11 protein-coding genes are annotated in these 15312 nt (G+C 38.9%); 7 read left to right on the top strand and 4 right to left on the bottom strand.

Features of this window, described 5'->3' with window-relative positions; genetic code table 11:
- Positions 1–2: 2 nt before the first annotated feature.
- Positions 3–2096, bottom strand: coding sequence for a TonB-dependent receptor (locus G7Y56_RS06510; RefSeq protein WP_165042056.1), 2094 nt, complete (start codon positions 2094–2096; stop codon positions 3–5).
- Positions 2097–2254: 158 nt separating this feature from the next.
- On the opposite strand from G7Y56_RS06510, the gene G7Y56_RS06505 reads away from it, so the two are divergent.
- The 7 genes from G7Y56_RS06505 (at position 2255) to G7Y56_RS06475 (ending at position 9481) form a co-directional block, all read left to right on the top strand.
- On the top strand, positions 2255–3466 hold the full coding sequence (locus tag G7Y56_RS06505; protein ID WP_165042054.1) for an NAD(P)/FAD-dependent oxidoreductase: 1212 nt from the start codon (positions 2255–2257) through the stop codon (positions 3464–3466).
- Positions 3467–3660: 194 nt separating this feature from the next.
- On the top strand, positions 3661–4980 hold the full coding sequence (locus G7Y56_RS06500; protein WP_165042052.1) for a gluconate:H+ symporter: 1320 nt from the start codon (positions 3661–3663) through the stop codon (positions 4978–4980).
- A gap of 51 nt (positions 4981–5031) precedes the next feature.
- A complete protein-coding gene (locus G7Y56_RS06495) occupies positions 5032–5502 on the top strand; it encodes a RidA family protein (protein ID WP_165042049.1) in 471 nt (156 codons plus the stop codon).
- Positions 5503–5533: 31 nt separating this feature from the next.
- Complete coding sequence (locus G7Y56_RS06490; protein ID WP_165042047.1) at positions 5534–6637, top strand: D-TA family PLP-dependent enzyme; 1104 nt, start codon at positions 5534–5536, stop codon at positions 6635–6637.
- A gap of 12 nt (positions 6638–6649) precedes the next feature.
- Positions 6650–7726 carry a dipeptidase gene (locus G7Y56_RS06485; protein ID WP_165042045.1) on the top strand — a complete coding sequence of 359 codons (1077 nt, stop codon included), beginning with the start codon at positions 6650–6652 and terminating at the stop codon, positions 7724–7726.
- A 27-nt stretch (positions 7727–7753) separates the two neighbouring features.
- The gene (locus tag G7Y56_RS06480; protein ID WP_165042043.1) at positions 7754–8791 is read left to right on the top strand and encodes a sugar kinase; all 1038 of its coding nucleotides are present in this window, start codon (positions 7754–7756) and stop codon (positions 8789–8791) included.
- A gap of 21 nt (positions 8792–8812) precedes the next feature.
- Complete coding sequence (locus G7Y56_RS06475) at positions 8813–9481, top strand: bifunctional 4-hydroxy-2-oxoglutarate aldolase/2-dehydro-3-deoxy-phosphogluconate aldolase (RefSeq protein WP_165042041.1); 669 nt, start codon at positions 8813–8815, stop codon at positions 9479–9481.
- Positions 9482–9548: 67 nt separating this feature from the next.
- Here G7Y56_RS06475 and G7Y56_RS06470 read toward each other — a convergent pair whose 3' ends face one another.
- From G7Y56_RS06470 to G7Y56_RS06460, 3 genes are read right to left on the bottom strand one after another with little or no spacing between them, the layout of a single operon-like run.
- Positions 9549–10931 (bottom strand): efflux transporter outer membrane subunit, encoded by a 1383-nt coding sequence (locus tag G7Y56_RS06470; protein ID WP_165042039.1) that lies wholly within the window; start codon positions 10929–10931, stop codon positions 9549–9551.
- Positions 10924–14067 carry an efflux RND transporter permease subunit gene (locus G7Y56_RS06465; protein WP_165042037.1) on the bottom strand — a complete coding sequence of 1048 codons (3144 nt, stop codon included), beginning with the start codon at positions 14065–14067 and terminating at the stop codon, positions 10924–10926. Before G7Y56_RS06465 ends, G7Y56_RS06470 begins: the two co-directional genes overlap by 8 nt.
- Entirely contained in the window at positions 14064–15245 is a 1182-nt protein-coding gene (locus G7Y56_RS06460; protein ID WP_165042035.1) for an efflux RND transporter periplasmic adaptor subunit, read from the bottom strand. The genes G7Y56_RS06465 and G7Y56_RS06460 overlap by 4 nt, the downstream gene beginning before the upstream one ends.
- Positions 15246–15312: the final 67 nt, after the last annotated feature.

The raw sequence follows: 15312 nt of genomic DNA, 5'->3' as shown, positions 1-15312 counted from the left end.
GCTTAGAAATTTAAATGTAAGTTTACACCAAAAGTGAATGGCTTACCCGCTTGTACATATTCACTTGTCCCAGTCTTGAAATAATAAGCTATATATTCTTTTCCTGCAATATTTTTAGCCCATACATCAAGCGAAAATTTATCTTTTACAAAGGAAACCTTTCCATTCAACATACCATAGAACGGTTGCACTACTTTGTTATCTTCGTTCCAGTATATTTTTCCTACACCGGCATACTGTCCGCTAATTAATATCTTATCTAAATATGTATCCTTTAACTTTACTGTATAATCGGCAGAAGTAGAGAATGTATTTTGAGGTACCATGGGCAGATAATTACCATTATAATTTAATGTCGCATTCACCTCATATCTATTAAATTTAGCATGGGTATATCCATAACTCAATTGTATGCTCAAGTTTTCGACAGGATTAATATGTGTAGTTACCTCAACACCTTTACTAACCGATTTACCTGCATTTCTCAATAGATAACCTTTTCCACTGGGTTGAGTCTGCGATATCTGCTGATCATTCCAAATAATATAGAATAAGCTGATATCCGTATATATTAATTTATTAAAGCAATTTGCTTTAGTTCCTAATTCGTAACTCCAACTATGTTCGGGCTTAAATGTACGATCCTCATCACGTTCTATAGTGGCATTAAATCCACCTGTTTTATATCCCTTAGCCACAGAAAAATAGATCAGATTATCACTTGCAAAAGCATATTGCAACGATGCCTTAGGTGTTACTTGCGAAAATACCGAACTTTCATTTACTTCAGGAGAGAAGGTCGGATCAGCACCTTGCGTAATAGCTTTATTATTTACAGTAGTCTTGGTTTCTTCCCAATCGTAACGTAAGCCCATACCCAACGACAGACCTTTTGTCAACAGATCGTTTATAGTAGACTGATGATATAAAGCTACTCCTGTAATCGGATTCCTCGCATTTTGCAATGTCTGTCTCTTTTGCATGCGATAATCCACATCGTTAGTTGTTTTATAGTTTTGATAGAATCCAAATGCACCGAATTGCCAAACGTATTTATCGTTGCCAATCGATTTGATATTAAACTCTTGCGAATACATGTGCTGACGTTGAGTAAAATCGACATAGTAAATATCTTCGGGCGAGAAGTCCTGATCAAGTCCCTGTTTACCATCAAAATACTGAAATGAACTTTGCGAACCTATCTTAAAATGATCGGCTGTATATTCCACATTCACCCCATTCGACGACATATTACGGCGATAATAGCTCGGGGCATTATAATTAACAGGCATCATTTCGCTTGTCTCACTATTATACACCCTGTATGGATAACCATCCTGATCGGAATATTCATACGCGGAAATAAATTGCACGTTCAATCTTGGCTTTATCCGCCAACTAAGACGAATACGGGTAGAAATCGCATCCATAGCATCTGCTTTTTTCCCTGTATATTTATTATCGAAAAAACCTCCTGTATGAAAATAATTACCCGAAACGGAGTAACCTAAATTCTTACTTAGTTTTCCATAATTAGAAATACCGCCTTGATATGTATTATAATTTGCTGCACCCAGATTTACATTTGTCTCTTTATACTTAAGGGGAGATTTTGTATATATGTTAATAATTCCGCCCATTGTATTCCGCCCATATATAGTCCCCTGAGGACCACGTAATACTTCGATTCTTTCCACATCATTCAGATCGATATCGAAAGACGAACGGTCAAAATAAGGAACTCCATCTACATATAAACCCACAGATGGGGCATTTATACGCGACCCTATTCCTCTTATATACGCAGGAGTTATCATTTTAGATCCGTAATCGGGAATAAAAAGATTGGGTACAAATGCTGAGACCTCATTTATAGAAATGATATTACGATCTTTAATTGTTTGATTAGATAAAAGCGTTGCTGAAATAGGCAATGTAGACAAGTTATCATTTTGCTTAAAAGACTCTATAACAACTTCTTTTGCCGTATAAGTCATCACAATCGTATCTTTCTCAACCAACACATCGTCTGCTCTTGTATTACCGGCAAAAAAGGAATATGCCATTATCAAGAGAAGATAGCGACTGTATTTCATATTACTTAGTTTAAGTTTTTCTAGTTTCGTACAAAAATAGTTAAATATAAATAACTGCACAATCACTACTTCTAGTGATAAAATCTAATTAATGCGAGTGCTTTTTTAGTAAAGATTCGTTGTATCTTTGTTGCTGATACAATAACCAATAGAAGAAGATGGAAGAAAAAGCAACAGATTCAAATCCAATTTACGACTGCATCGTTATAGGCGCAGGAATCAGTGGTATATCTTTCGCTCACTATCTCCATCGTATTGGCAAATCTGTATTAATACTTGAGAAAGAAGATAAGATAGGGGGACAGATACAAACATACTCATCCGATAATTATTGGAGAGAACTCGGGGCGCACACATGCTATAACTCATATACAAATTTGTTGTCCATACTAGATGAAATAGACAGCAAACCAGAGATTCAAGAGTTAGGAAAATATGGCTATAAGGTGTATACTTCCGGAAAAATAAAAGGTATATGCTCTCCGATGTCTTTCTTTCAACTCTTCCTCAATGGACCAAAAGTCTTTTTTGCATCGAAAGAGAATAAAACAGTAAAAGAATATTTCCGACCGATTGTCGGCAAGTCTAATTATGACAAGCTATTCTCAAAACTGTTCAAAGCTGTTATTTGTCAAAATGCAGATAACTATCCCGCTGAATTGTTTCTCAAAAAAAGAAAAGAACGAAGAAAGGATATACCCCGAAAATTCACCTTTAAGAAAGGACTTCTTTCGTTCCTCGACCTGATTGTTGAAAAAGATCAGCTCAATATCAAAAAGTCTGTTGAAGTAACAAGAGCAGATATGCAAGACTCCAAGATTAAAGTGGAAACCATACAAGGTAAAGTTTACTATGCTAAGAATATAGCTTTAGCTGTTGAGCCTAAATCTTCTGCAAAGATATTGAACAATATGCAAGAATCTCTCCGAGACCTGTTAAATTCAATTCCCTTGTTTCATTCGGAATCAATAAACATTACTATAAAAAAGGATAAAACAACAATTGACAAAGTGGCGGGTATAATTCCGCAGGATGGTCAATTCTTATCTGTTGTTTCCCGCGATTTATTAGAGCATCCTGACTTACGCAGCTTCACATTCCATTTTGAGAAAAATGAGATGAATGAAAATCAGCAAACAGATGTTATCTGTAATTTATTAGGTATCTCAAAAGATGATATTATAGAGTCAAAGAAGACATCTCATGCACTACCTTCCCTAAATAAAAGCCATCTGCATCTCGACGATCAAATCAGAGAAAAACAAAATAGCAATATTTATATTTTAGGTAATTACTTCTACGGCCTTTCTTTAGAAGATTGTGTAAATCGTTCTATCGACGAATTTGAAAGGTTCAAGCAAAACAATTAAAACATGTATTACCAAATAAATATATAGACTACTATTGTCTAAATATTCATCTTTCTGATAGATGAAAGGTCATTTAAATCAGTCCGACTCCTATTTTTTAACACTTTAAAGAATTGATTATTAAAATATTTTAATAATTTTGATTTTAGAGAAACGAAATACCTGGAATCACACGTTTTAATACCAAATAAAAAATGACCTTTATTATTATCATTCTCTGTTTGGCACTACTTATAGTGCTTATCTCCTATTTCAAAGTAGATGCTTTTCTATCATTTTTGATAGTCTCCATTGTGGCGGGAATATCGCTTGGTATACCATTAGAAAAGCTACCAACCTCTATTAACAATGGGATAGGAAGCATAATGGGCAGTCTCACGCTGATTATCGTATTGGGAGCAATGCTCGGAAAACTTGTTGCCGAAAGCGGTGCTGCCCAAAAGATAGCATCTGTGATGGTCAATATATTTGGCACTAAGCATATTCAATGGGGATTGATGATCACAGGATTTATAGTCGGTATACCTCTATTCTATGGTATTGGCTTCGTATTGCTTGTTCCCTTGATTTTTTCGGTTGTATATAAATATAAATTGCCTGCCGTATATATAGGCTTACCAATGTTGGCAGCCTTATCGGTAACTCACGGCTTTCTTCCTCCTCATCCTTCTCCTGTTGCATTAGTTGCACAATTTAATGCCGATTTGGGTATGACTCTCATATATGGATTGGCTGTTGCAATACCTGCCATTATTCTTGCAGGGCCTGTATTTTGTAGTACGCTCAAAAATATAAAAACAGGACCGGTCAAATTATTCGAGCAAAAAGAAGACAGTAATCAATATTGTGTACCCCAAAGCTTTTTGAGCTTCACAACAGCAATGCTTCCTGTTTTTTTACTTATCTTAGTTACCGTAATACCTTATTGCTTACCCGATATGGGCGAAAATGCATCGAGTGTACTCTCATTTGTCGGAGCCCCTTCTATTGTAATGCTTATAGCCCTTGTATTTGCGACCTATACATTAGGAATAAAACAGGGCAGAAGTATAAAAAATGTAATGGGTATCTACGGCGATGCAGTAAAAGACATCGCAATGATATTACTTATTATTGCCGGCTCGGGAATATTCAAGCAAGTAATGGAAGACAGTGGTGTTAGCGAAGAACTTGCATTCGGCTTACAGAAGCTAAGTATACACCCACTTATTCTCGGTTGGCTAATAGCTGCCATCATCAGAGGATGTGTCGGTTCGGCTACAGTAGCTGCACTCACTGCAGCAAGCGTCATAATGCCCTTGATGATACAAACGGGTGTGAATCCGAATCTGATGGTACTATCTCTTGGGGCAGGTAGTCTCATGTTTTCACATGTCAACGATGCCGGATTCTGGATGTTCAAAGAATACTTCGGACTGACTATGAAAGATACACTCCGATCGTGGTCTGTAATGGAAGCGCTGGTCTCAATAATAGGACTCATTGGAGTTTTATTATTAAGTCTGGTTATCTAGGCTGCTATTTTACACAGGATATTAATATAATTAAATCACAATTTAAACAATATGAATATGTATAACGCTGACGAACAATTTGAAAAATTAGGATTAACATTACCTCCTGCACCTGCTCCCGTAGGTGTTTACAAACCCTATCTGATAGATGGCAAATATCTGTACTTATCGGGACACGGTCCTGTTCAGAACGATAAATCACTTATCATAGGGCGCATAGGTAGAGATATTACCCAGGAAGAAGGTAAACTTGCTGCACAACAAGTCGGACTTACAATGTTATCCACTATCAAAACAAATCTGGGCAGTCTGAACAAAGTAAAACGAGTAATCAAAGTTCTGGGAATGGTAAACTGCACATCCGAATTTGAACGTCACCCCTATATAATTAATGGTTGCAGCGAATTATTTGCAGCAGTTTGGGGACCCGATAATGGCGTCGGAACGAGAAGCGCCGTCGGGTTCGGTTCTTTACCTGATAATATCCCTGTGGAAATAGAAGCATTATTCGAACTATATTAAAATATTCCGATCCAATTAAACAAGACTATTTATGCACGAATGGTATAAAATTGATAATGTCGATCAAATAGACTCGCCCGCTTTAGTCGTATATCCCGAAAATGTGGCTCATAATATTGAGCTAACAAAACAAATAGCTGGAGATATTGACAAGCTTCGCCCTCATGTTAAAACAAACAAAATGGCGGAAGTATGTACTATGATGCTACAATCGGGAATCAAGAAATTTAAGTGTGCAACTATTGCAGAAGCTGAAATGCTTGGTATCGTAAATGCTCCCGATGTATTGTTGGCTTATCAACCTGTGGGTCCTAAAGTCTCACGATTATTAAATCTGATAAAAGCATACCCCAATACCAGATTTTCATGTCTTGTTGATAACATGGAGAATGCAACATTTATTTCGGAGCTTTGCAAGAGGGAAAATATTGTTCTAAACGTATTTATCGATCTGAATGTGGGCATGGATAGGACAGGAATTTCTCCCGAAAAAGCACTGCATTTAGTAAAACAAATTATACCCCTTGAAAACATACGGATTGTAGGTATCCATGCCTACGACGGGCATATCCATAATGAGAATGTGGAACAACGGCAAAAAGCGAGCGATATATCATTTGCTTTGGCAAATAATATATTTCAAGAAACAGAGCCATTGTTTTCATACCCATTGGCTCTGGTCATGGGAGGAACACCTACATTCCCTATGCATGCCAATCGTCATAATGTAGAATGCAGCCCCGGAACATTTGTATTCTGGGATTGGGGATATAAAAATATGCTTGCCGATCTTCCTTATCAATATGCTGCACTTGTCATTAGCCGTGTAATCTCTGTAATAGATAAGCATCATATATGCATAGATCTAGGGCATAAATCGGTAGCAGCAGAAAATCCGTTACCGCGCGTACATTTCCTTAATGCTCCTGATGCTAAGCCAATCGGACAAAGCGAAGAGCATCTGGTATTAGAAGTAGCAGATAGCAGTTTGTTCAAAACAGGCGATGTATTATATGGTGTACCTGTACACATCTGTCCGACCGTAGCTCTATACGAAAAAGCATTTATTATCGAAGATCATAAAATGACTACACAATGGAATGTAGTTGCCAGAAACCGCTATATAAAATATTAAAACCTTTAAAATATGTCTAAACCATTTATTGTAGATGCACATCTTGACTTAAGCATGAATGCTTTGGAATGGAACAGAGATCTGCGCGTATCAGTTCAAGAAATTAACAGAAGGGAGATCGGTATGACCGACAAACCCGATAGAGCAAAAGCCACCACTACCCTTCCCGAATTACGAAAAGGAAACATCGGACTGGTAGTTGCTACACAAATAGGTCGTTATGTTGCACCTGATAATCCTCTTCCCGGATGGGCTTCCCCCGAACAGGCTTGGGCACAAACCCAAGGTCAGCTAGCATGGTATAAAGCTATGGAAGAAGAAGGGCAAATGGCTATGATAACAAACACAGCTGAATTAGATGCTCTTCTGGCACTATGGAATAACGGCGAACCAAACGACAATAAACCAATCGGTTACGTTTTAAGCCTCGAAGGGGCTGATTCTTTCGTAACAGTAAAACATCTTGAAAGAGCATATAACTATGGTCTTAGAGCTGTAGGTCCTGCACATTACGGACCGGGAAGACATGCTAACGGCACAGATTCGACAGGACATCTCAATAAGATGGGTATAGAATTACTTAGCGAAATGGATCGTTTGAATATGATTCTTGATGTTACACATCTATGCGACGATGCATTTTGGGATGCGATGAAATTATATAAAGGAAACATGTGGGCAAGTCACAATAACTGTCGGAAGTTCGTAGATCATAATCGCCAATTCAGCGACGATATGATTAAGGCTTTGATTGAACGTGATGCTGTTATCGGTATAGCACTAGATGCATGGATGATGGTTCCGAATTGGGTAAGAGGTGTTTCCACACCTAAAGGTATGAATTGTAGTTTAGAGATCATGGCTAACAATATTGATCACGTATGTCAATTGGCAGGTAACACCAAGCATGCTGCTATCGGCAGCGACTTAGACGGTGCTTTCGGGACAGAACAATGCCCTTATGATCTTGAAACAATAGCTGATATTCAAAAAATTCCTGTAATTTTGAAAAACAGAGGTTACAGCGATACCGATATAGAAAATATTGCAAGTGGTAACTGGATCAGATTCATGAGAAATGCTCTATAAAAGAGATTAATACATAGAAAAAAGATAATGAAAAAAGTAGTTACTTTTGGAGAAATTATGCTGCGTCTGGCGACACCCGGATATCAGCGGTTTATACAATCCAATAATCTGAATGCTACCTTTGGCGGAGGAGAAGCCAATGTAGCCGTATCACTGGCTAATTATGGTATTCCAACTGAATTTATAACACGCCTGCCTCAAAATGATATAGCCGAATGGTGCATTTCTGATTTGAGAAAATATAGTGTAGGTGTTAACAATATACTCAGAGGTGGTGATCGTGTAGGCATCTATTTCTTAGAAACCGGAGCAGTAGCCCGTGCATCGAAGGTTGTGTACGACAGAGCAAATTCTTCTATTGCCGATATAAAACCGGGCATGATAGACTGGAAAGAAGTATTTAAAGATGCACAATGGTTTCACTGGACGGGAATTACCCCTGCCCTTTCGCAAGGAGCAGCAGATGCTTGCCTCGAAGCAATTAAAGTAGCCAATGAAATGGGCATTACTGTTTCGACTGATCTGAACTATCGCAAGAATCTTTGGAAATATGGGAAAACAGCTGATGAAGTTATGCCTGCTCTTGTGGAAGGATGCGATGTAATTTTAGGAAATGAAGAAGATGCCGAAAAAGTATTTGGAATCAAGCCCGAAGGTTTCGATGTAGCACATACAGGAGGAGAAGTGAACGCTGCTGAATTTGAATCGGTATGTACCCAGTTACAGAAAAGTTTTCCACGAGCAAAGAAAGTGATAATCACACTGAGAGGTTCTATTAATGCCAATCACAATACATGGGGCGGTTGCTTGTATTCTGACAAATTATATGAATCGAAACGTTATGATATTACTCATATTGTAGATCGTGTTGGCGGTGGAGATTCTTTTATGGGCGGACTCATATATGGATTGATTACCTATCCAAGTGACGATCAGAAAGCATTGGAATTTGCAGTGGCAGCTTCCTGTCTGAAACATACAATCTATGGCGATTTCAATCTTGTTGCTGTTGCCGAAGTAGAGAATCTTATGAAAGGTGACGGTTCAGGAAGGGTATCCAGATAAAAACGAAAAAATAACAATATAATGGCACGATTCGCACGAATACAAGTATGTCAGACCATACAACAAACAGGCATGGTTCCTGTATTTTATCATTCGGATTTAGAAGTCAGCAAGCAGGTTCTAAAAGCCTGTTATCTGGGAGGAGTCAGAGCTTTTGAATTTACTAACAGAGGTGACTATGCTCATGAAATATTTGGAGAACTAAATAAATGGGCAGCAAAAGAATGTCCTGATATGATACTAGGCATTGGCTCCATTATAGATGCCGGCACTGCATCTATATTCTTACAATTGGGAGCAAACTTCGTTGTAGGACCCCTGCTCAACCCTGATATTTTTAAAGTATGCAATCGCCGTCAGGTGACATATGTACCAGGATGTGGTTCTGTGAGTGAAATAGGTTATGCTCAAGAATTAGGTGCTGAGATTATCAAAGTATTTCCCGCAGGCAATGTTGGCGGACCATCTTTCGTGAAAAATGTAAAAGCTCCTATGCCATGGTCTAACCTAATGGTAACAGGTGGCGTAGAGCCTACTGAAGAAAATCTGACAAAATGGTTCGAAGCTGGAGTTGCGTGCGTTGGCATGGGGTCTAACCTGTTTCCGAAAGAAGTTATAGCTGCTAAAGAATGGTCTAAGATCACAGATATGTGCAAAGAGGTCTTTACTATTATAAACAAGTTACGCTAATTTTTATCTTATCCTATAGAAACAGAATAGCCCTGATGTAATTCAAGGCTATTCTGTTTTTTATATATTACTTAATAATTCCACCACCCAGTGCTTTATATAAAGTAACAAGCGACGTAAGGTCATCCAAGTTTGCTTTATTAAGAGCTATCTCAGCGTCAAATAATTGACGCTCTGCATCGAGCACATCCAGATAACTAACCAAACCATTTATATATTGCAATTTAGCCAGCTCATGGTAAGATCTTGCTGATGTATAAAGAGCTTCGTTTGTCTGGCGTACTTCACGCATTTTCTGAAAAGTTATTATGGCATTATTTACTTCTTTAAATACCCCCAAAACAGCTTTTTCGTAGCTATACACCTCTTGTTCATAAGCAGCTTTAGCTGCATTATGTTTAGCTTTATTCTTACCCATATTAAATATCGGCCCGGTCAATACACCAGATATAAACCATGTCGGACTACTCAAGAAGTTTGCCAATTCGGTATTCTCTCCACCTAAGCGACCTATAAGATTCAATGAAGGAAACATGTCTGTGTAAGCAATACCGACATTTGCATTAGCCTGAATTAATTTCTGCTCTGCCTGTAACATATCGGGACGGCGCTTCAATAAAGATGATGGCAGATCGATAGGTAAACCCAAAGGTAACTTCTTAGGATCGAATCCCTCTCCCCTCTTTATAGTACCGGAAGGGAATTCGCCTGCTAAAACGAACAAATCATTCTCCTTTAATTTCAATTCATTCTCCAAGCGAGGAATAAGTGTTTCGGTACGTGCCAACTCCACTAAACTCTGACGATAAGGTATCTCCGATGTAAGTCCACCCTCGTAACGAAGCTTTGCAAAACGAACACCTTCGCGACGAGCCTCTACCGTTTGTTTAACGATTTCAAGCTCACGATCCAAGGCCTTTAATTCAAAATAACTTTGTGCAACTTGAGATATTAATGTCAGTTGCAATGCTTGTCGGGCATCCACCGATTGCATATAAGCAGCAATAGCAGCATCATTCGCCCAACGGAGTTTCCCCCATATATCAACTTCCCACGACACATTTAAATTGGCTCGCAATTCGGGTGAATATTTTCTACTATCTCCTCCATAATTTAAATATTCTTTTTGTCCCGCAACTTCACCACCCAGGTGTGGAAACAGGTTAGCAAAACTAATGCGATTATTCGCCGCCATTTCGTTAATTCTCGCAGTAGCAATAAGAACATCTTGGTTATGTTCGAGAGTTTTAGATATTAATTCCAACAAAATAGTATCTGAATAAAGCGTACTCCAACCAATATCGGCTGTACTACCCTCTCCCATTCCTCTCGTATCAAAAGTGTCAGGCATATCAACCATTTCGACAGGTTCATATTTTTGCCCTATTTTACACGAGAAAATAGCGGTAATACAAATTAAAGTGGCTATTATATATTTGATTTTACTCATACTTGTTCTGTTTATTTCTTTTCATAAATCTAGGAAACTTCAATTCAGGTATCTTAAATTTATTTTTAGCCTTATAAACCATCACGAAGAAGAAAGGCACCAGTATAATACCAAATGTAATCGCAACAATCATACCGAAGAACACTCCTGTACCTATCGAGTGGCGACTGGCCGATCCTGGTCCTGAAGCTAACACCATCGGCAACATACCCAATACAAAAGCTAACGAAGTCATTAAGATAGGACGAAACCGTAATTTAGCTGCTTGCATTGCTGCATAGATTGGTTGCATCCCTTTATCGACCTGAATCTTCGCAAATTCGACTATCAATATCGCATTTTTCGTTGCAAGACCAATCAGTGTTACTAATCCTATCTGAAAATATATATCATTATCTAATCCTACCGCCCAAATACCAAGAAATGCGCCTAATGCTGCCACAGGTAAAGATAACAAAACAGCTATCGGTACTGTCCAGCTTTCATACAAGGCAGCTAAAAACAAGAAGACGAATAAGAATACCAGCGCCATTACTATACCGGTCTGTCCACTGGCTTTTTGCTCCTGAAAGGATAGTCCACTCCATGCTACGCCAATATTTTCGGGCAAATGCTCGTCAGCTATATCCTGTATTACATTCATAGCCTGTCCCGAACTATATCCTTTCGCTGGGGTAACCTGCATCGAAGCCGATGTATACATATTGAAGCGGCTGATATTACCCGGACCTGTTGTATAACTTGTTGTACCTAATGCGGTAAGAGGTATCATAGATCCATTCGCTGCTTTTACAAAGAAAAGATTTATATCATCGGGAGTTGCTCTGTACGATTGATCAGCCTGAATATATACTTTATATATACGGTTAAACATATTAAAATCGTTCACATAAACCGAACCCAGATAAGCCTTCATTGTAGAAAAAATATCAGATATAGGAACACCTAATAATTTAGCCTGATCCCTATCTACATCAAAATACAACTGAGGTATCTCAGATTGCAACGAAGATGAGATATTGGCTAGTTCTTTAGATTGTTCTGCATAATGCATAAATGTATCAGTTGCTGCCACCAGATCGTCCCATGTTGCATCGGAACGAGCCTGTAATTTCATTTCCACCCCACCGGCCGAACCCAATCCGGGTATAGCTGCCGGTCTGCTCACAAAGGCTCTAATCTCGGGATAATTATAAAATTCTTTTTGAGCATCGCGTATAACATCATCGACTCCTACACTTCGTTCCTTCCACGATTTAAGGATAACTGTCAACGTGGCACGACCTTGATTTGTTCCCACACGAGGACTAGATCCTGTCACATTCTGCACATGGTCTACTGCTTCGTGATGGTCAAGATATGCCACGGCTCTATCCGTAACAATTCTTGTGCGTTCTAACGTCGCACCTTCGGACATTTCCAATTCAACAGTAAAATATCCCTGATCTTCCTGCGGTATAAAACTCGTAGGAACTATTTTATTGAGTACGAATATAAAAACCATTATCATCCCAAAACCTGCCATAATGCGGCGAGGATTATTGATAACCTTTAGCAAGATACTTGCGTATTTTTTATTTCCTTGATTCAGCCATATATTTATCTTGCGGAAAACAAAGTTCTTCTTCTTTTGCGATGGTCGCAATATGAGGGCACACATAGCCGGACTGAGCGTTAAAGCTACTACTGCCGATATCAAAACAGATACTACAATTGTTACAGAGAACTGTCTGTATAGCGAACCGGTAATTCCATCCAGAAAGCTTACCGGCACAAATACCGCAGCTAATACCAATGAGGTAGCAATAAGTGCTCCTGCCAACTCTTTCATTGCCTGATGAGTTGCCTCACGAGCATTAAGCCCCTTCTCCTCCATTATGCGCTCAACATTCTCTACAACGACAATAGCATCATCGACAACTATACCTATGGCGAGAACCAAGCCTAAAAGAGTCAGCATGTTTAAAGAGAATCCCATCAAAAGCATAAACCCAAAAGTTCCTATTAACGAAATTGGTACTGCTACAATAGGGATTAATGACGCTCTCCAGTTCTGTAATGATAAGAACACAACAACAATTACAAGAAACAGCGCTTCAAATAATGTTTTATACACTTCGTGAATTGACTCCGAAATATATTCTGTCATATCGAAAGGGATCAAATAATCGAGACCTTCGGGAAAATCCTTCTGAATCTGCGTCATCGCCATTTTCACCTCATTAGCAACCTCCATTGCATTAGCTCCGGGAAGCATATAAATACTCAGCATTGTTGCATATTTCCCGTTCAATCCACTTTCGGTACTGTATGATGAAGCCTCCAGCGACACACGGGCAACATCGCGCATACGAATAAATGATCCGTCGCTACCAGCTCTTACTACAATGTCTTCAAATTCGCTGACTGTCGACAATCGACCTTGCGCAGTGATCGGCATTGCAACATCAACATTAATAATAGGTTGCTTACCTAACTCTCCTGCTGCCGATTCACGATTCTGATCTTTGAGCGCATCCTGTAAATCTTTTACTGTCAACCCAAAACTGGCTAAACGATCGGGATATACCCATATCTGCATACCATAATAGCGACTACCGACATTCGATACACGACCAACACCGGGTATACGTCTGATTACATCGAGAATATTAATAGTTGCGTAGTTGCTTAAGTATATTTCATCAAACTTAGGATCCTCAGATACTAAGGCTATTGTCAATAATTGGCTGGCTGCTTGTTTCTCTACAGAAATACCGTTCTGCAAAACTTCGGCCGGCAAACGGGACTCCGCTAGTTTTACTCTATTCTGTACTTCCACAGCAGCTAGGTCTACATTTGTGCTGACATCGAAAGTAACAGTTATAGATAATCCTCCCGAATTGGAACTACTGGATTCCATATATATCATGCCGGGAGTACCGTTCAATTCTTGCTCGATGGGTGTTGCTACTGCCTGCGAAACAGTGGTTGCACTTGCTCCGGGATAAGATGCACTGATCTTAACCATAGGAGGCGTTATTTGGGGATATTGTTCAATAGGAAGAAGAGCCAAACCTATAATACCCGTAATAACTATCAGTAATGACAGGACTGTAGATAAAATGGGGCGGTCGATAAAAAATCCAGGTTTCATTCTTTTCCCTCCTTCTTAGCTTGTTGCTCTCTGACCGTAGCTTCTATTGCCTCTTCTTCGTTACGAGTACGCGGTATAACCAATTGCCCATGTGTCAATTTCTGATATCCTTCTACTACAATGTTTTCATTAGCAGATAGCCCGCGAGTAACAACAATTTTATTATTCTGTTCAGGACCTGTTTCTATATATCTTTTTTCAGCAATACTATCGGGGCGTATAACAAATATAAATGCACCACCCTTTTCTATGATAATAGCTTTTCGCGGAACAACCACTACATTCTCCAATACATCGAGAAGTAATTTTACTCGTGTAAACTGTCCGGGGAGTAGCACTTGGTTTGGATTAGGTAACTCAGCACGTACCCCAAAAGTTCCCGTTTTGGGATCTACCAATGGAGACGCAAAATCGACAATACCTTTTGCTCCGTATACCGAATTGTCGGCTAATGTAACAGTTACTGTCGGTTGCCATGAGCGTGTTGTATCTAATTCACCTAAATGCACATTTCTGCGCTGGCTCCTCAGATAATCGAGAGACGTCAATTTGAAATCGACTAATACGGTATCTCGCTTAACAACTGTAGCTAATAATGATTTAGCATTATTACCTACCAAAGTTCCTATGTCGACATATCGTTCGCTTATATAACCCGACAAGGGCGATCTCACAACAGTATAACTAAGTTCTAATTCGGCTTGCTCCAGATCGGCTCTACTCATCGCCACATTTGCTTTCGTCATATCCAATGCTGCTTCTGCATTATCTAAATCCAACTGACTGGCTGCGTTTTGTTGATAGAGAGGTCGTAAACGCTCTGCATCGCGCTGTGCTTTTGCTTGTTGAGCTTCATCCTTTTTTAGTTGAGCCTTTGCCTTTTCTACACGGGCTTTATAAGGTGCGTTATTAATATAAAACAGAGGCTCGTTCACCTCTACTTTTTTACCTTCATTGAAAGTCATTTTTTCTAAAAAGCCTTCCACACGTGCACGGATCTCTACATTGCGCGAAGCACGGATAAGCCCGACATAATCGCCATAAATTTCAATATTATCTACTGTAGCCGGTTCTACTTCTACAACAGGAGGTTCTACTGTTGTCTTTTTACAAGCACTGAATAAGAAAATAAAAATACAGACAGAGAGTAATGAGAGGTTTGTTTTAATATTCTTCATATATATTGAAATTTACAGGAATACATCCTATAGATTAACATTTGATGTGTGAAATTGTTTTTCTCCA

It is taken from the genome of Dysgonomonas sp. ZJ709 (genome assembly GCF_011039195.1).
Lineage (GTDB): Bacteria > Bacteroidota > Bacteroidia > Bacteroidales > Dysgonomonadaceae > Dysgonomonas.
The sequence above is the reverse complement of the archived record's forward strand: the minus strand, read 5'-3'. Positions and strand labels throughout refer to the sequence as shown.

Coding starts and splice junctions, on each gene's coding strand:
- G7Y56_RS06510 (WP_165042056.1), bottom strand. CDS start 2,096: ATGAAATACAGTCGCTATCTTCTCTTGATAATGGCATATTCCTTTTTT.
- G7Y56_RS06505 (WP_165042054.1), top strand. CDS start 2,255: ATGGAAGAAAAAGCAACAGATTCAAATCCAATTTACGACTGCATCGTT.
- G7Y56_RS06500 (WP_165042052.1), top strand. CDS start 3,661: ATGACCTTTATTATTATCATTCTCTGTTTGGCACTACTTATAGTGCTT.
- G7Y56_RS06495 (WP_165042049.1), top strand. CDS start 5,032: ATGAATATGTATAACGCTGACGAACAATTTGAAAAATTAGGATTAACA.
- G7Y56_RS06490 (WP_165042047.1), top strand. CDS start 5,534: ATGCACGAATGGTATAAAATTGATAATGTCGATCAAATAGACTCGCCC.
- G7Y56_RS06485 (WP_165042045.1), top strand. CDS start 6,650: ATGTCTAAACCATTTATTGTAGATGCACATCTTGACTTAAGCATGAAT.
- G7Y56_RS06480 (WP_165042043.1), top strand. CDS start 7,754: ATGAAAAAAGTAGTTACTTTTGGAGAAATTATGCTGCGTCTGGCGACA.
- G7Y56_RS06475 (WP_165042041.1), top strand. CDS start 8,813: ATGGCACGATTCGCACGAATACAAGTATGTCAGACCATACAACAAACA.
- G7Y56_RS06470 (WP_165042039.1), bottom strand. CDS start 10,931: ATGAGTAAAATCAAATATATAATAGCCACTTTAATTTGTATTACCGCT.
- G7Y56_RS06465 (WP_165042037.1), bottom strand. CDS start 14,067: ATGAAACCTGGATTTTTTATCGACCGCCCCATTTTATCTACAGTCCTG.
- G7Y56_RS06460 (WP_165042035.1), bottom strand. CDS start 15,245: ATGAAGAATATTAAAACAAACCTCTCATTACTCTCTGTCTGTATTTTT.